Here is a 17,263-nt window from a genome sequence, read left to right as displayed (position 1 = left end):
TGCGTAAAATATATCACTATAAAATACGAAAAAAGTTTACAGAGATGGGGAATCGTGGCACTAATCTCCTATATCAGTAAGGAGATGACGGAATGTCGAGTGCGGCTATGGCAATGGATAATGCAGCGAAGTTGGAATCGGGCGAATGGTTAGCCAACCTCGATAATGCGCTGAAAATCGTCGCCGCAAATAGTGATAAGACAAGGGAAGATCGTCGCGTTGCAGATGAATCCATGGAGGCCTTGAAAAAAACCGGTTTAATGCGTGCTTTTTTGCCTGCAAGGCTTGGCGGGCTTGAAGTTTCGCCCCAAGAATTTTTTGCGGCCCAGATCCAGATTGCGGAAGCTGATATGAGTACCGCCTGGGCGGCCGGTATAATTGCGGTGCACTCTTTTCAGATCGCATTGATGGATGAGAAGGCGCAAATTGACGTTTATGGCGATGATCCGGACACATGTGTTTCCAGTTCCTATAATCCGGTTGGTGGCAAGACGGAGCGGGTCGATGGTGGTACTATGTTGTCGGGCCGCTGGGGTTGGAGCTCCGGATCAGACCATTGCACCTGGGCGCTATTGGGTGCGATTATTCCCGGCGAAGGCTATCGCACTTTTCTTGTTCCACGCAGCGATTACAAAATCGAAGATACCTGGTTCAGTATGGGTTTGCAGGGGACGGGTTCCAATGACATTGTTATTGATGAGCCGGTATTTGTGCCCGATTACCGCACTCATAAGCAGATTGACGGTTTTAAAGGTGTGCATAGTCAGGAGAGCCCGCTTTTCGATATCCCATGGGCGCAGATATTCATTCGCGTCGTTTCTTCGGCTGCTATTGGCGCCGTGAAAAAAGCAGTTCGATTATTCGTCGATAATTCGGCTCAAAGCAGTACAGACCCAACCAAGTTGCAGGGAGATCCGGATATTACCCGGCGTCTGGCAGAGGTCCGGAATCTCGTCAGCGAAACCGAAGCGGTTATGTATGCCAATTTTTCGTCGATGATGGATGCGGTTTGTAATGATAAGGAAATTACGATCGAGGATCGTGTCCTTTATCGCTATCAGGCCAGTCTTGTGATTGAGAAAATGATTAAAGCGATTGATATGCTTTTCGATGTCGCAGGAGGGCGTAGCGTATTTACTGGTTCGCCAATTCAGCAGATATGGCACGACATCCATATTGCCCGGGCGCATGTTGCGAATAGTCCAACCGCATTCGCGCGCAATCTTGGTGCAGTAACTCTTGGTGCAGAAAATACCGATATGTTCATTTAAACAATGGTTTTAGTGGCTGATACTTTGCCTGTCATAAAATCCGCATATAATAAAAATACTTATCTATAAATTGTGTAATGCGTAAAAAATATTGACTTTTGCTACGTAATAAGTGAGTATTTCGCTAAGGGCAATAGACCCGCTTATTTATAATTCTGGGGAGGACAAAATGCCTATTTTTAAAAGTTCTAAATATACTGTTTTTCTTGCGGGAACATGCCTCGCTTCATTGTCGATGCCAGCCATGGCACAGGCAGACAAAGTTGGTGCTTCCAGTGCAAACATCATCATAGTCACGGCGAACAAGCGCGAAGAAAATTTGCAGGATGTTCCTGTTGCAATTTCCGTGATTGGTACAGAGCAGCTTGAAGTAGCGGGATTTGACGATGTTCGTGACCTAAGCGGCCTTGCGCCCAATCTTACGGTTAATCCGGGCGCTAATAATCCTACTGCAACTGTTGTGGGTATTCGTGGTATTAGCGCGGGGGGGGATGAATCTCTTACGTCGGACCAATCTATCGCTTTATATATTGATGGTATTTACCTTGGGCGCGCAGCTGCTTCTGTCATCTTTTCAAAAGATGTTGAAGCTGTTGAAGTTTTGCGTGGGCCGCAAGGGACATTATCAGGCCGTAACTCTACTGGCGGTGCTGTCCGTTTCCGTATGCGCCGTCCTACGGAAGAATTTGGCGTGGATGTTGAGGCGGGATATGGCAATCAGGATTCCCGTGAAGCTCTTGCTCGATTGAATAGCGGTAATCTCTTTGACGATAATGTCCGTTTTTCATTGACCTATGCCCATTCCCAGAATGACGGATATGTCGACAATCTTTTGACTCAGGGCAATGACCGTGACCCGGGTGCGAATAATGTCGATTCCTTCCGCGTGGCCATGGAGGCGGATCTCGGAGATACGGGATCAATTTATTATTCATTCGATTATTCTGATTTTGTGACCCATTCACAGGCGTTTCAAACGACCATTGCAAATCCTACTGTGACAGGGTTTCTGGCAAACTCGACGACTACGGCGGGATGTAGTCTGGAAATCGTGCCGACGCGACAAGATGCACTATGCCTTGATGATGATTTCGCAACCGAGAGTGAAATTTATGGCCATGTCTTCAAAATGGAGAATGATTTTGGCGGTGTAACGGTTCGGAGCACGACGGGATTCAGGAGTTGGCGCAGTTTTCAACAAAATGCTGATCTGGATGGCTTTGGACCGATCACCGGGCCGGCATTTAGCAACGCAACCTTGTTTAATGGTATCACGCCGGCGGCATTATTGATACCGTTCACGGGGAGTGCGGCTGCGGCTAATTTTGTGTCCGCGACGCCCGTTCCAAACATCACGACTTCGTTATTTGCGACTGGCAACAAGCGCAAACAGGATCAGATCAGCCAGGAAATTGAGGTGCTTTCCAACAGTTCAGGTCCGTTCAATTGGGTTATCGGCGCATTTTATTTCTATGAAAAAAGTAAGGAAAATAACCGGCAAGATGCTGGATTTCCTCTGGATGTAGACCAGATACTTCGCTTCAATCCCAATTTCGGTGCTGCAGGTCCTTTACTAGCCGACGGTCTGGCGCCTGGCACCAGATACCGTGTTATCGAGAATAGCTCGAATGTGACCTATACCACTAGCGGCGAGTCCATCGCGCTTTATGGCCAAGGTGAATATCGCTTTGGTGAGAATGAAGATCTAGGGGTGACTTTAGGTTTGCGCTACACTTGGGACGAGAAGAAAATCAACCAGACTTCACCTTTTACCAATGTGGGTACTGTAAATTTTAGCGAGCCAACCGGACATTTGACGATTGATTATCGTTTTTCCGATGATGTGAATATCTATGCGAAGGCTGCGCGGGGATATCGTTCGGGCGGATTTAATATCCGTACACAGCAAGACCCATTTGATCCGGAGATTCTCTGGTCCTATGAAGCAGGGGTTAAAACGCAATTCTGGGATAATCGTATACGGTTTAATCTGGCTGGATTTTATGCTGAATATACCGATCAACAAATCAGTCAGCCTGTGACCAATCCCGGTGGCGGAGGCTTTGGGGTGTTAACCGTTAATGCCGGTAAGACCCAATATAAAGGTGTCGAAGCAGAGCTTTCGATCGAACCGTTTGACGGGCTGCAATTTAACGGCTCATTTGGCTATGTGGATAGAGAATTCAAAGAATATCCGCTAGCGCTGGCAGATGGAACGGTGATCGATATTGCGGATCAGGTCATCAGCAAGACCTACTCGCCATCAACATCGGCTAGTGGTTCTGCGCAATATACGCATTATTTTGCCAATGAGATGTTTTTGCTGACGCGCGTGGCTGCAACCTATGAGGGTAGCCGTTTCTTCTTCACTGCGCCGCAAACTTCGCCCTTTGCAAGAGATCTGAAAGCACGCGCGCGTACGCTGGTAGATGCCCAAATTCGCTTGGGGGACATTCCTCTGGCAGGGGATAGCAAAGGATTCGTCCAGCTTTGGGGTAAGAATATTTTTGATAAAGAATATGAAACCCGTGCGATTGACTTTGGCGCATTAGGTTATGGAGGTTTTTATTACGGACGTCCTGCAACCTACGGTGTGACAGCTGGCGTTAGTTTCTGAACTGAATAGTTTGACGATTAAAAAGGCTCGGCTGGAAATGGTCGAGCCTTTTTATTATCAGCCAGCGTTCCTTAGCGGATAGTCGATATAGCCTTTGTCTTCGCCGGTATAAATATGGTCCCTATCAACTCGCGCAAGCTCTGCACCTTCCTGAATACGCTCCACTAAATCAGGATTACTTATGAAATAGCGGCCAAAAGAAATCGCTTGCGCTTGTCCGTCAGCTAGTATTGCCGCAGCTTCATCGACTTTTAGATTATTATTGGTGATAATCGATCCGGAATAATTTGCATTCACGAAGCCAAGCATATCAGCAACATCGACCAGATGCGTATATGCAAGGCCCAGCTTGTCCGCGCCGCGCAACAGTGGGCCAAATGTAGCTTTCGGATCATCATCGTGCATATCATTGTAAGGATTATATGGCGATATGCGAAAGCCGACGCGCTCGCTGCCAATGGCATCGCCCATCGCTTCTAAGACCTCTAACGTAAAGCGGATGCGGTTTTCCACTGGTCCTCCATATTCGTCCGTACGCTGATTGCTGTGCGGGTTGAGAAACTGGTTGGGGAGATATCCGCTGGCGCAATGCAGCTCAACGCCGTCCATTCCGGCTTCTCTAGCATTGCGTGCTGCTTGAGCAAACTCCTGAACCACGGCGCGTACTTCGGAGGTCTCCAAAGCGCGGGGCATTGCTGTTGGCACAGGGACGCCATCCGGGCCGGGCACTTTGTTAGCACAGGCAATTGCCGAAGGTGCGATTACTTCGGACGAGTCTTGCTTGTTAGCGGTTACACAAACTCGCCCGCAGTGCATAAGCTGCATCACAATTTTTCCGCCACGTTCGTGAACCGCATCCGTGACTTTGCGCCACCCTGCGATTTGATCTTTTGACCAGATGCCGGGTGTGCGCCAATATCCTTTTCCAGCGGGACTTGGCTGTGTACCTTCTGTAATAATCAGGCCGGCAGACGCACGTTGACGATAGTATTGGACCATATTTTCGGTCGGAATATCGCCGGGACCGGACCGGTCACGGGTCATGGGTGCCATGATAATTGCGTTAGCCAAATCCAGTGCGCCTAGTTTGACAGGTTGAAATAATATCTCATTCATACGAAAACTATCCTTAAATAGGTATACTGGCTGATTTTTGCGTTATACACTAGGGTAAGTATTACGCGTTTCAAAGGGGCATTGGTATGGACTACGATTTTGGTGGAAAAGTCGCTCTTATTACTGGCGCAGGAAGCGGCATCGGACGCGCCACTGCGCTTGCTTTTGGTAAATCCGGGGCTTCTGTAATTGTCAGTGATGTTAATGAGCAGGGCGGTGATGAAACCGTTGACCTGATTAAGCAAACTGGCGGTCAAGCGATATTCATACGGTGTGACGTGGCGGACGCCAGCGCGGTGGATGAGATGGTCGAGCAAGCACTCAAGGAATATGGCCATCTGGACTACGGACATAATAATGCAGGTATCGCCAATGTGCAGGCTGACGAATGGGATGAAGATGTCTGGGCGCGATCGTTAAGCATAAACCTAACAGGGGTGATGCATTGCATGCGCGCTGAAGTCAAAGCCATGCGAGAAAGGGGCGGCGGAGCCATTGTAAACACCTCCTCGATTAATGGATTAACCGGCAACGCATCACAGCCAGCTTATGTGTCAACGAAACACGGCGTGATCGGTTTGACCCGTCACGGCGCTTTGAAATGGGCGAAAGACAATATTCGGGTGAACTGTGTCTGCCCCGGAGTGATTGAAACTGCGATGACAGAAGCAGTGGCCAGTAATCCGCAATATCGCGCTGCGATGGAGAATATGACACCGCTTGGCCGCATGGGCAGGCCAGAGGAAATCGCAGGCGCGGTTTTGTGGCTCTGTAGCGATCAGGCCAGTTTCGTAACCGGCCATCCGCTTGTCATTGATGGCGGCGCAACCGTTGCTTGAGAACCGGCTCAGGCCCGTAGCTCCGTTTTCATAACCTTTCCCGATGCATTTTGGGGAAGGGCGTCAACAAAACTGACAAGACGCGGCACTTTGTAATTTGCCATATTGCTTCGCGCCCAGGCGATTAGCTCGCTATCGGTAAGCGATACTCCGGGCCGCAATACGACAAAGGCTTTGCCGATTTCGCCCATTCGTTCATCCGGAACGCCGATGACGGCCACCATTTCAATAGATGGATGGGCGGCAAGTAGCTTTTCCACTTCCGCGGGATAGCAGTTGAATCCGCCTGAAATGTACATGTCCTTTTTGCGGTCGGTTATGCGGACATAGCCATTTTCGTCCATCGTTCCGATGTCACCGGTATGCAGCCAACCATCAGGATCAATTGTTTCAGCAGTGGCCGCCGGATCATCAAGATAACCCAGCATTACGCCATAGCCGCGCACAAGAATTTCTCCGGTTTCTCCGCAGGGGATTTCACGGCCCTCGTCGTCGGCAATGCGGACCTCATGGCCCGGTATCGCCTTACCGCAGCTATTGGCGATAAGCTCCGGACTATCGCCGGGGCGGCAAGCGGTGATATTTGTGCATTCGGTCATACCATAAGCGGTCAGAACACGGTCAAAGCCAAGCTCGTCATACATCCTCTGGATAAGCGATGGTGGAACGGTTGCTGCGCCGGTCATGGCTGATCGCAGGGAACTGCTGTCAAATTTTCTTCCGGCCAATTCGGCTAATAATGACTGATAAATTGTTGGCGGTCCGGGCAGAAAAGCAATGCGATCCCGTTCAATATGTTCAATGGTTTTTTGCACATCAAATGCGGCCATGGGCACGATCACCGCTCCTTTGATCATAGCGGCAACCCAGCCAGCCTTGAAACCAAAGCTGTGGAAAAAGGGGTTTATGATCAAATAGGGATCTCCTTGCCGAAGGTCGACAAGCTGTGTCCAGTTATCAATCATCGGCAAGATGCGGTTATGCGTGGTCAGAACGCCCTTTGGAGTTCCTGTGGTTCCGGAGGTGAACATTATGTCACTGATATCATCCGGTTGGCACAGAGCCAAAGCATCATCAATAATGGTCTCATCAGCATCGCCGGTATTGCAAAAATCGGCCCAATGCCGGTCTAGGCATATAGTTTGCTCAAGCGAGGGTATATGTTCACCTGCGATCAGGGCAGGATAATCTGCGCCCAGAAAACTACTGACAGTGAATAATATCCTTGAGGACGTCCGCCGCAATATATCGCCAGCTTCGCCGCCTTTCAGACGTGTATTCAGTGGCACAATAGCGGCTCCGGCAAGCTGCGCGGCAATGGCTGCGACAATCCATTCGCGGCTATTGGGCGCCCATATTGCAATACGGTCTCCGCGTAATATGCCGGCATGTATTAATGCCGAAGCGGCATGACGCACATTCCGCCATAAATCCGTGTAGCTCCAGGTTTCTCCATGCTCCAAAATAGCAGAAGCATCACCATGTTTTGCAGCAGCGGCCTGCGCAAGATGGGGGATTGTTGGCGGAAGTTCACTCATTTTTAGCCCTAAATATCCTGCATGTTTTCTGGACCCCAAAAGGCCTGCATCTGGATCACTTTCCCCTGTTCATTGAACTTGAAGAGATCAATTACCTCAATCCGTTTGTCACTACCGTCAAGGTTAAGCTCAACCGCAAATGGGAAAGCCGCATAATCATCCGCACAGCGTATCGGCCCGAGCAGCTTAAGCCGTGTGCCCATTTTAACGGCTTTAGAGAAAAAGGTTCTTAAGCTATCCCTGCCCGTGAGTATCGGGGTACCAACAGGATCTTCAACAGTCGCGTCATCAGCAAATATGGAAATTATACCCTGAGGATTACTATCGGCAAAAGAAGCTATATAAGTCTCAACCGCTTTAATTTTGTCGGCCGCACTCGCACTCTCACTCATTCCACTTCCTCCGGGTAGTAGCGGCTGATCGTATCAATAACACAAGCGGGTTTCTCTTCGCCTTCGATCTCGACTGTCACTCTTACAATCTGTTGAATGGCGCCCTTAATTTCTTCAACTGCAACAGTTTCTCCAGTCGCGCGAATACGGCTGCCGACTTTCACTGGGGAAAGAAAACGAAGACGATCCGCACCGACATTTACGGCGTGACTAAATCCGCGCACTTCGACAAGTTCAGGCAAAAAGGCATTAACCAGACTCATCGTCAGATAACCATGCGCAATAGTAGTGCCAAACGGACCGTCTTTGGCCTTTTCGACATCAACGTGAATCCATTGATGATCGCCGGTCACATCGGCAAAACCGTTGACCCTTTCCTGATCTATTTCAAGCCAATCGGTCGGGCCAAAGCTGGTCCCTTCCTGCCCGATCAAATCTCTGGGATTATCGTAGATTTTAACCATGGATTGTTCCTTAAGCGCGTTGGCTGGATACGGATAATATCTCGCCGGTCATATAGCTGGACAAATCGGAGGCGAGGAACATCATGACATTGGCTACTTCCCAGACCTCCGCCGGGCGGCCAAACGCTTCTTTGGATGAAAGCTCTGCCAACAATTCATCGGTGGTCACTTTGGCAAGGAAAGCATGCATGGCGATACTTGGGGCGACTGCATTAATCCTCACACCAAATTCTGCCGCTTCTACGGCTGAACAGCGCGTAAAAGCCATCACACCGGCCTTTGCCGCAGCATAATGCGCTTGCCCTTTTTGGGCGCGCCAGCCGAGAACGGACGCATTGTTCACAATTGCGCCGGATTTTTGCGTTTGCATATGCGGCAAAAAGGCGCGTGTCATGCGAAAGACGCTGGTCATGGTAACGTCAACGACGCGGTGCCATTGTTCGTCAGTCATATCCACAACCGGAACTTCTCCGCCAAGCCCGGCATTGTTGATAAGGACATCAACCCGTCCCAGATCACGTATGGCCGCATCGCGTAGTCCGTCAACATGGTCCTGATTAGTCACGTCGCAAACGCATGTGGCGGGGCGCTGCCCTACCTCTTGTGCGATTCGATCCGCCGCTTCGTTTAAGCGACGTTCATGAAAATCACTGATGAGCACGCTCGCCCCTTCTTCCGCAGCGCGTTTGGCCGCCGAATAACCAATGCCGGTCCCTGCTGCAGCGGTGACGACGACCGTTTTGCCTTTCAGCAAGTTTATTGGTTCGGGATAGCTCGGGATATTCATGTGTCACCTCTTGGCTCGCGCGGCATGCCCAGTGCACGCTCGGCAATCATATTTCGTTGGATCTGGTTGGTTCCACCATAAATTGTGTCCGAGCGTGAATAGAGGAACAAATTGGGTAGCATGCTCCATTCATATTCCGGATTATCAGTTACTTCTGCCGCTTGTCCGATGACATCCATGGCCAATTCACCAAGCGAGCGACGCCAGCTTGCCCACTGTATTTTATAGGTCAGCGCTGCGCCATCCACTTTTGAATGATCAGTGTTGGATAGCATCCGAAGCGCGCCATAGCGCATTAACTGCAATCCCGTTTCCGCCTTAGCAATGCGTTGCCGGATCAGGGGGTCATTTGCGCTGCCATTCGCCTTTGCCGCCGCGATGATGGCGTCAAGCTCGTTGCGGAAACCCATCTGCTGACCAAGTGTCGAAACACCGCGTTCAAAGGACAGTAATCCCATGGCAATTTTCCACCCCTCCCCCGGCGCGCCGATCAGGCTGTCTTCCGGGCAAGTGGCATCGGTGAAAAAGGTTTCATTAAATTCCGCATCACCATTGATTTGCTTGATACCGCGAATGTCTATTCCGGGCTGGTCAATTGGCATCATCAGGAATGTCAGCCCTTTTGGGCCTTTGGTGCCTTCTTCGGTGCGGGCAATCACAAAAATCCAGTCAGAAATATGCGCGAGGCTTGTCCATATTTTCTGTCCGTTCACGACCCATTGGCCCCTTTCAAGATGTGCCTTGGTCCGCACACTGGCTAAATCGGAACCAGCATTAGGTTCGGAAAAGCCCTGACAAAAAATTGTCTTTCCCGCCGCAATATCAGGCAGGAACTGTTTTTTTTGTTCATCCGTGCCGAACGTCAAAATTGTTGGCCCCGCAAGCTCGATGCCGATATGGTTGACCCGGCCCGGCACACCTGCACGGGCATATTCTTCGGCAAAAATAACCTGCTCGGCAAGGCTGGCATCGCGGCCGCCCCATTCTTCGGGCCAGCCGATACAGGACCATTTGTGTGCAGCAAGCTGTTGTTCCCACTCTTTACGCCGCTCCGCCTTTTCAGTGAGCGTCATAATGCCCTTTATGTCGGAAAATTCTCCGGCCATCTGGTCATTCAGCCAGTCGGCACATTCAGCGCGAAAATCTTCCTCTGCTTTTGAGAAACCCAGTTTCATGCTGCTTCTCCCAATAGCATGGCGGCGATCTGTTCGTTGTGCCACGCGCTGTTTTGTAACAGGGTTTGAATGGAGCGCGCGCGTTTGAAAAACAGATGTGCATCATGCTCCCAAGTGAAACCGATGCCGCCGTGAAGCTGGATCATGTCACCGGCGCATTTGAAATAGATGTCGGCGCAAAAACTTTTGGCTGAATACAGTGCCAGCAACACGTCGTCAGCACCTTCGTCGACTGCGCATGCTGCCCAGTAAACAGCAGAGCGCGCTTGCTCAATCTCGATCATCATGTCGGCGGCGCGGTGTTTATAGGCCTGAAAACTGCCAATGACCCGCCCAAACTGCACGCGCTCCTTGGAATAGGCCACGGTCCGGTCAAGACAGGCCTGAGCCCCGCCCAAAGCTTCAGCAGCCAGACATATCCAGCCACCCGTGTTTGCCGCTTGCACTCCGGCATGCCAATCGGGCAGAGGGTCACCTTTCGCGCCTGTAAGAGTGATCGTGACAAGGGGACGTGTCTGATCCATTGTTGTCAGTGTGTTTACACTGACAGCGGGATCATTCGCCTCCACAATCCATGCACCCGAAGGGCTGGCCAATAAGAATATATCGGCGATATTGCCGTGGGGTACAAATTCGACTGTGCCGCTCAGGCTGTTATCGTCAGCTTCCAAATTGTCTGGATTCCTCGCCGCAGCAACGATTTCGCCGCTTGCGAGCTTTGGTAGCCAGCGGGACTTCTGTTCCTGACTACCACCGGCGGAAATGGCTTGCCCCGTCATTGTCTGCCCAAGCAGAGGGATGGCGGCTACTTGCGCACCGGCTGCTTCGGCAATATTGGCAAATTCGACCATGCCGAGGCCAGAGCCGCCAAATTCTTCGGAAATTAATAGTCCACTTAGGCCCAATTCCTGACAAAATGATTGCCAGGTTTCGCGGTCAAATCCATCGGCATCCATTGCTTGACGTGTACGTTTGCTAGTCGCGGTTTCAGCAAAAAATTGCTGAGCGGTCTCGGCGATCATCGCCTGTTCGTCGGTAAAGGCGAAATCCATCACCCTGTCCCCCACACTTTTCTTGGAGGTGTACGCTCCTGTAATAACCGAGAAACAGCCTCTCCGACATCAGCGGGATCCCATTTGGCACCCGCATCCACAACTGGCCCTTCTCGCCAGCCGTCTTCCAGCATGATTTTACCGCCCTCCAGTTCAAAAACGCACCCGGTTACGTCTTTTGACAGTGAAGAGCCTAGCCAGACTACTGTTGGAGCGACATTGGCCGGATCCATAACATCAAAGCTCTCGCCCTCGGTTGCCATTTTCTCTGCAAAAGCCTGTTTCGTCATGCGGGTTCGTGCCGCAGGTGCAAGCGCGTTGGCGGTTATGCCATAGCGTCCAAGCTCGGCGGCCTGAACCAGTGTGAGGGATGCTATGCCGCCCTTTGCCGTGGAATAGGCAGCCTGCGCTATTGAGCCTTGAAGTCCTGCACCTGATGTTGTGTTGATGATCCGGGCATCTACTTCGTGACCTTCTTTTGACCTGCTGCGCCAATAATCTACCGCATGTCGCGCAATACAAAAATGTCCGCGCAAATGCACATGCATGGTGGCATCCCATTCATCGAGTGTGGCGGAAACAAACATCCTGTCGCGAACGATCCCGGCATTGTTGACGATGACATGAAGGTCGCCAAAAGCCTCAACCGCTGCATCGACGATCCGTTTTCCAGCATCCCAATCGGTCACGTCGTCATAATTGGCTATGGCGTTGCCGCCTGCAGACTTAATTTCATCAACGACAGCATCGGCTGCGCTAGTATCGCGGCCTTCACCGCCTAGAGATGTGCCAATATCGTTGACCACAACATTGGCGCCTTCCGCTGCAAATGCAAGCGCATAGGCCTTGCCAAGGCCGCCTGCCGCGCCTGTTATAATGACTGTTCTTCCGTCACAAATTCCCATTAGAGCCTCTCGATAATTGTTACATTTGCCTGACCACCGCCTTCGCACATGGTTTGCAGGCCATATTTCCCGCCCGTACGTTCCAGCGCGTTGATCATGGTTGTCATCAACCGCGCACCAGTAGCGCCAAGCGGATGGCCAAGCGCTATTGCGCCGCCATTCACATTGACTTTCTCATGCGGGATGCCGAGTTCTTTCATCCACGCCAGAGGTATGCTGGCAAAAGCCTCGTTACATTCGAAAAGATCAATATCGTCCACGCTCATACCCGCTTTTTTGAGCGCATATTGCGTTGCGGGGATAGGCGCGGTCAGCATCCAGACCGGATCATCAGCGCGGACAGAAATATGATGCACACGGGCCCGCGGTTTCAGACCATGATCTTTGACCGCTTGTTCAGAGGCAACCAATATGGACGCTGCACCATCACAGTTTTGGCTGGAAACACCCGCGGTAACGCGGCCACCTTCCTGTATGACTTTCAAACCTGCCAGTCCTTCCAGCGTCGTGGTTGGCCGGATGGTTTCATCATGCTCCAGACCGTTGAGCGGTGCGATTTCATTCTTGAACCAACCATTATCGGTCGCCGCTTGTGCGCGTTGGTGGGAGGTAAGGGCAAATTCTTCCATCTGCTCGCGGCTGATGCCCCATTTTTCAGCAATCATCTCGGCGCTGTTAATCTGATTCAACAAACCATCACCATAGCGTTCAATCCAGCCGGGTGAGGTGTTGAACGGATTATCAAAACCATGAGCCGCACCCGCATACATTGCCGCAGAAATCGGAATGGCATTCATCGCCTGGCTACCGCCTGCAACAACGAGATCCTGTGTTCCCGACATCACGCCTTGCGCGGCAAAATGCACAGCTTGCTGAGAGCTACCGCATTGACGGTCAATTGTTGTTCCTGGGACATGTTCGGGCAGTCCGGCTACAAGCCAGGCCGTACGTCCTATATCACCAGCTTGGGGACCAATTGTATCGCAACAGCCCCAAACCACGTCTTCAACAGCACCAGCGTCGATACCGGTCCGTTTGACAAGTTCTTTCAGAGGATGCGCGCCCAGATCAGCGGGATGCACATCGGCAAAGCTGCCTTTCTTACGCCCGATTGGCGTGCGCACTGCATCAATAATATAGGCTTCTGCCATGGTGTTGAGTCCTTTGATTTATATAAATGTATGTTGTGGTCCGATGGGCATACCGCCGCCAATCACGGCATCGTCAATACGACGCAGATGAAAGGCCCGATCCCCCCATGCACCAGCTAATGCCCAGCTACGTTTCATCCAGAAATGCAGGTCCACTTCGTAAGTATATCCCATAGCGCCGTGAATCTGGATCGCGGTTTCGCTCACCGCCCATGCAGTATCGCCCGCGGCAATTTTTGCGTGGCTGATCGCGATGGCTGCATTGCTACTTTCATCGTCCATCGCCTGTGCCGCGCGCCAGACTACCGGGGCTGCAAATTCCGTTTTGACGCGGGCTGTCGCAAGATGATGTTTTACGGCCTGAAATGCACCGATAGGCTGACCGAACTGGTTGCGGATCTTGGCATATTCGACTGTCTGATCCAACATCGCTTCGGCCAGACCAAGTAGCTGTGCCGCCGACATGAGCGCACCGAAATTCAGCAGTGTTTCATCATCGCTGGCATCAGCGGGCAAAGATGATAGATTGCGCATGGAATCGACGCTTTGTAACGGCTCGCCACCGGCATTCCCGTCCGCGACCCATCCGTTTATTGTGTGCGCCAGCGCCACCTTGTGATTTCCTGCCGCAATATCGCCAAGCATATCGCGCTCCCCCCGCCTGATAAGCCAAGGAACACCAACAAAAGCGGTATCTACCAGTGGCTCAGCAAGCGCGGCGCGACCACATTCCTTTGCGATGAGCGCAGCATCCAGAAGGCTAAGGCCCAAACCGCCTTGATCTTCCGGCACAAGTAATCCCGGCAATCCCATTTCTGTCAGCCCTTGCCAGATGCTGTCATCGCGATTGTCCTGCTCATCCAGCCGGCGTAGGACGTCGGGACCATGGGTGCCACTTAAAAAGTCCCGAACACCCTCGGTCAAAATAAGTTGATCTTCGGAAAGACGAAAGTCCATCAGCCTGCTCCCTGTCGCGGTAAACCGAGCAGGCGCTCGGCTGTTATATTACGCTGGATTTCATTGGATCCGGCATAGATCGGGCCAGATAACGAGAAGATATAACCCTCAAGCCAATTGTTTATCGAGCCGTCATCAAATTGGGCCAATTCAGCGGAGGCTCCAAGCAATTGCATGGCTGTCCTGTTCATATCGCGGTCAAGTTCGGACCAGAAAATCTTGTTCAGGCTGGCTTCTGCGCCAATTTTACCACCAGCCATAATTTTTGATGCTACGCCGTAAGTGTTATACGCATAGGCCTGCGTGGCCATCCATGCTTCCATGACCTTTTCGCGGGCGGAGGGTGCGGCCTTGTCTTCATGTTGCCGGAACAATTCGATAAGCCTTTTCGCCGTCGCTTGAAACCGGCCTGGGGAGCGCAGCATAAGACCGCGTTCAAATCCAGCGGTTGCCATGGCGACGTTCCAGCCTTCACCTTCACCGGCCAGCATATTTTCTGCCGGAACGCGGACCTCGTCGAAGAATAGTTCTGCAAATCCGGGCTCGCCATGTAATTGGCGGATGGGACGGCGTGTAATGCCGGGGCTGTTCAAGTCAAAAAGTAAGAAACTCAACCCCTTATGCCGTTTACTGCCTTCTTCTGTGCGGAATATTCCAAAACCCCAATCGGCAAACGAAGCTCGGCTTGACCATGTTTTCTGACCGGAAATGACATATTCATCGCCATCGCGAACGGCTTTGCATGTAATTGCAGCCATGTCTGATCCGGCTCCCGGTTCAGACCATGCCTGTGCCCAGATTTTCTCGCCTCTGGCCATTGGAGTCAGAAAACGGGCTTTCTGCTCGTCTGTTCCATATTCCATGATAGTCGGGCCGAGCAGGAAGATACCGTTTTGATTAGCACGTAAGGGCGCGCCGGACGCCCAATATTCTTCTTCAAATATCAGCCATTGGATCAGATCAAGTCCCCGCCCGCCATATTGTTCCGGCCAAGTCACCATGCCCCAGTTACCTGACGCCAGTTGGCGCTCCCAAGCGACATGCTGGTCATAGCCTTCCTGTCGCTCTAATGTGATAAGTGGCTTGTCGGGGACATTCTCATTGAGCCATGTCCGTACTTCCTGACGGAAGGCATCCTGCTGGGTTGAATAATGTAAATCCATCAGAATTTCGCTGCCTCTCCGCCTTCGACAAATGCGTCGCGTGATTTCTGGCTGTCCTCATGCATATACATTTCCAGAGTAAAGCCTTGCTCCCAGCGATATCCGCGATCGACATCACGAGGTTCCAATCCGTTCAGCGCTTCTTTGGCAATCACCAGCGCTTTGCGGGATTTTGCCGCGATAATTTCGCAAAAAGCGCGAGCTTGTGATTCAAGTTCGTTGCGAGGCACCACTTTCTCAACCGCTCCAAGGCGATAAGCTTCCTCTGCCGGAATATTGCCGCCAGTAAAGAACGCAGCGCGCACTTTGTGCAAAGGCAGCATCCGTGACAAATGACTGGCACCGCCCATCGCGCCGCGGTCAACTTCAGGGAGGGAGAAATAGGCGTCATCAGCCGCAATAATCGTATCACTGGCCCCGCAAATCCCAATGCCGCCGCCAATTACAAATTTGTGTACGGCAGACACAACCGGAATCTCCGCGTCCCGAATGGCTTTGAAAGTCAGATAGTTACCGCGATTTAATATGGTAATGCGTTCGGGATGCGCCTGCATTTCCTTTATATCGACACCGCCGCAAAACCCTTTGCCCTCGGCACGAATCAGGACGCAGTTTACATCTTCATTCCGTGCAGTGTCCGTAATTATTTCGGGTAACGACATCCATGTATCGCTATTAAATGCATTTACCGGCGGAACATCGAAAACGATCTCCGCAATCTTGTCCTTGATATGACATTCTATGCCCATCAGGCCGCTCCCTTTTTTATATTATTGTTGGTCAGTGCCGCAATCCGTGCGCGTGCTTCTGTTTCAATTGAACTCAGCAGCTCGTCACAGCTAGGCAAGCTATCGAGCCGCCCGCCCACCATGCCGGTTGCCATCAGTCCGTTAGTCTCATCGCCATCAACCACGGCGCGCTGGATCATCATTGGCGCGGCTGCAGCCATCATCGCCTGCGGGATAGTCATGCCGCTACTTTTGGTCATGCCGCGTGCGGAACGGAGCATATCGCCCCAGCTAGTCCCGGTCTGACGTTTCATTTCCATTCCGGCTTCGATTGCCCGTTTCCACATTGCCAAGCTTCCCGAATTCTCAATCGCTTTGAGCATCGGGTTGCGGATCATGCGCTGGGGAATGCCATCAATCTTGGTAGTCACGATGATGTCGTTTGTCGTGGCATTAGTATAAGCAGATTTCGGTCCGGCCGGAACGGGCGAATCGCTGGTCATCATAAATCGCGTACCCATCGCAATGCCTGCCGCACCAAACGCCAGCGCCGCCGCCAAGCCGCGGCCATCACCAAAGCCGCCCGCCGCAATTACTGGCACATTCACGGCATCAAGCACTTGAGGGAGGAGTATAGTAGTGGGAACCGAACCTGTGTGCCCGCCGCCTTCGCCGCCCTGAATAGTGATCGCCTGACAACCCAGTGCAACCATTTTCTCTGCGTGTTTCTGGGCTCCGACTGTTGGCATGCAGATAATACCCGCGTCATGGAACCTGTTAATCATTTCCGCATCCGGCCCGCGCCCGAAGCTAACTGCTCGAACGCGATCCTTGTTAGCGAGGATGATTTCGACAATTTCTTTCGCGCCGGGTTGAAAGCTATGAAAGTTCACACCGAAGCCATGCGGTGTCATGTCCTTCAGCTTGGTGATTTCTTCTGTAAGCTCCGCTGGTTTCATCACCGCCCCGGCAAGGAAGCCAAAGGCGCCTGCATTGCAGGAAGCCGCAACCAGCGCCGGTGTCGCAATCCATCCCATAGCCGTCTGGACCACCGGCAAGCGGCAACCCAGCATCTCTGTAAGCGGAGTGGATAGCGGATCACTCATGA

General features: G+C 51.7%; 16 protein-coding genes. 3 read left to right on the top strand and 13 right to left on the bottom strand.

Features of this window, described 5'->3' with window-relative positions:
• Nucleotides 1–92 precede the first annotated feature (92 nt).
• Entirely contained in the window at nucleotides 93–1,271 is a 1,179-nt protein-coding gene (locus tag AB1K62_RS06445) for a flavin-dependent monooxygenase (RefSeq protein WP_367002261.1), read from the top strand.
• 169 nt (nucleotides 1,272–1,440) lie between these two features.
• Nucleotides 1,441–3,888 carry a TonB-dependent receptor gene (locus AB1K62_RS06440; protein WP_367002260.1) on the top strand — a complete coding sequence of 816 codons (2,448 nt, stop codon included), beginning with the start codon at nucleotides 1,441–1,443 and terminating at the stop codon, nucleotides 3,886–3,888.
• Between the two features lie 57 nt (nucleotides 3,889–3,945).
• Here the strand turns inward: AB1K62_RS06440 and AB1K62_RS06435 are convergent, their stop codons facing one another.
• Nucleotides 3,946–5,004, bottom strand: a complete 1,059-nt coding sequence (locus AB1K62_RS06435) for an alkene reductase (RefSeq protein ID WP_367002258.1) — start codon at nucleotides 5,002–5,004, stop codon at nucleotides 3,946–3,948.
• A gap of 86 nt (nucleotides 5,005–5,090) precedes the next feature.
• Between AB1K62_RS06435 and AB1K62_RS06430 the strand changes: the two genes are divergently transcribed.
• Entirely contained in the window at nucleotides 5,091–5,843 is a 753-nt protein-coding gene (locus AB1K62_RS06430; protein ID WP_367002257.1) for a glucose 1-dehydrogenase, read from the top strand.
• 8 nt (nucleotides 5,844–5,851) lie between these two features.
• Here AB1K62_RS06430 and AB1K62_RS06425 read toward each other — a convergent pair whose 3' ends face one another.
• Genes AB1K62_RS06425 through AB1K62_RS06370 form a run of 12 tightly spaced genes read right to left on the bottom strand, consistent with a single transcriptional unit; the run spans nucleotide 5,852 to nucleotide 17,261 of the window.
• Complete coding sequence (locus AB1K62_RS06425; protein ID WP_367002255.1) at nucleotides 5,852–7,381, bottom strand: FadD3 family acyl-CoA ligase; 1,530 nt, start codon at nucleotides 7,379–7,381, stop codon at nucleotides 5,852–5,854.
• An 8-nt stretch (nucleotides 7,382–7,389) separates the two neighbouring features.
• Complete coding sequence (locus AB1K62_RS06420; protein ID WP_367002254.1) at nucleotides 7,390–7,773, bottom strand: nuclear transport factor 2 family protein; 384 nt, start codon at nucleotides 7,771–7,773, stop codon at nucleotides 7,390–7,392.
• The gene (locus tag AB1K62_RS06415) at nucleotides 7,770–8,237 is read right to left on the bottom strand and encodes a MaoC family dehydratase (protein WP_367002253.1); all 468 of its coding nucleotides are present in this window, start codon (nucleotides 8,235–8,237) and stop codon (nucleotides 7,770–7,772) included. The genes AB1K62_RS06420 and AB1K62_RS06415 overlap by 4 nt, the downstream gene beginning before the upstream one ends.
• Nucleotides 8,238–8,247: 10 nt before the next feature.
• Complete coding sequence (locus AB1K62_RS06410; RefSeq protein ID WP_367002252.1) at nucleotides 8,248–9,024, bottom strand: SDR family oxidoreductase; 777 nt, start codon at nucleotides 9,022–9,024, stop codon at nucleotides 8,248–8,250.
• Complete coding sequence (locus AB1K62_RS06405; protein ID WP_367002251.1) at nucleotides 9,021–10,199, bottom strand: acyl-CoA dehydrogenase family protein; 1,179 nt, start codon at nucleotides 10,197–10,199, stop codon at nucleotides 9,021–9,023. The genes AB1K62_RS06410 and AB1K62_RS06405 overlap by 4 nt, the downstream gene beginning before the upstream one ends.
• Nucleotides 10,196–11,251, bottom strand: a complete 1,056-nt coding sequence (locus AB1K62_RS06400; RefSeq protein WP_367002249.1) for an acyl-CoA dehydrogenase family protein — start codon at nucleotides 11,249–11,251, stop codon at nucleotides 10,196–10,198. The genes AB1K62_RS06405 and AB1K62_RS06400 overlap by 4 nt, the downstream gene beginning before the upstream one ends.
• A complete protein-coding gene (locus AB1K62_RS06395) occupies nucleotides 11,251–12,156 on the bottom strand; it encodes an SDR family oxidoreductase (protein WP_367002247.1) in 906 nt (301 codons plus the stop codon). Before AB1K62_RS06395 ends, AB1K62_RS06400 begins: the two co-directional genes overlap by 1 nt.
• A complete protein-coding gene (locus AB1K62_RS06390; RefSeq protein ID WP_367002245.1) occupies nucleotides 12,156–13,307 on the bottom strand; it encodes an acetyl-CoA C-acetyltransferase in 1,152 nt (383 codons plus the stop codon). Before AB1K62_RS06390 ends, AB1K62_RS06395 begins: the two co-directional genes overlap by 1 nt.
• An 18-nt stretch (nucleotides 13,308–13,325) precedes the next feature.
• Nucleotides 13,326–14,264, bottom strand: a complete 939-nt coding sequence (locus tag AB1K62_RS06385; protein WP_367002243.1) for an acyl-CoA dehydrogenase — start codon at nucleotides 14,262–14,264, stop codon at nucleotides 13,326–13,328.
• Nucleotides 14,264–15,427 (bottom strand): acyl-CoA dehydrogenase family protein, encoded by a 1,164-nt coding sequence (locus tag AB1K62_RS06380; protein ID WP_367002242.1) that lies wholly within the window; start codon nucleotides 15,425–15,427, stop codon nucleotides 14,264–14,266. The genes AB1K62_RS06385 and AB1K62_RS06380 overlap by 1 nt, the downstream gene beginning before the upstream one ends.
• The gene (locus AB1K62_RS06375; protein WP_367002240.1) at nucleotides 15,427–16,176 is read right to left on the bottom strand and encodes an enoyl-CoA hydratase family protein; all 750 of its coding nucleotides are present in this window, start codon (nucleotides 16,174–16,176) and stop codon (nucleotides 15,427–15,429) included. Before AB1K62_RS06375 ends, AB1K62_RS06380 begins: the two co-directional genes overlap by 1 nt.
• Nucleotides 16,176–17,261 carry a nitronate monooxygenase gene (locus AB1K62_RS06370; RefSeq protein WP_367002239.1) on the bottom strand — a complete coding sequence of 362 codons (1,086 nt, stop codon included), beginning with the start codon at nucleotides 17,259–17,261 and terminating at the stop codon, nucleotides 16,176–16,178. The genes AB1K62_RS06375 and AB1K62_RS06370 overlap by 1 nt, the downstream gene beginning before the upstream one ends.
• Nucleotides 17,262–17,263 lie beyond the last annotated feature (2 nt).

This window comes from Parasphingorhabdus sp. JC815 (genome assembly GCF_040717415.1).
Classification (GTDB): domain Bacteria; phylum Pseudomonadota; class Alphaproteobacteria; order Sphingomonadales; family Sphingomonadaceae; genus Parasphingorhabdus.
The sequence above is the reverse complement of the archived record's forward strand: the minus strand, read 5'-3'. Positions and strand labels throughout refer to the sequence as shown.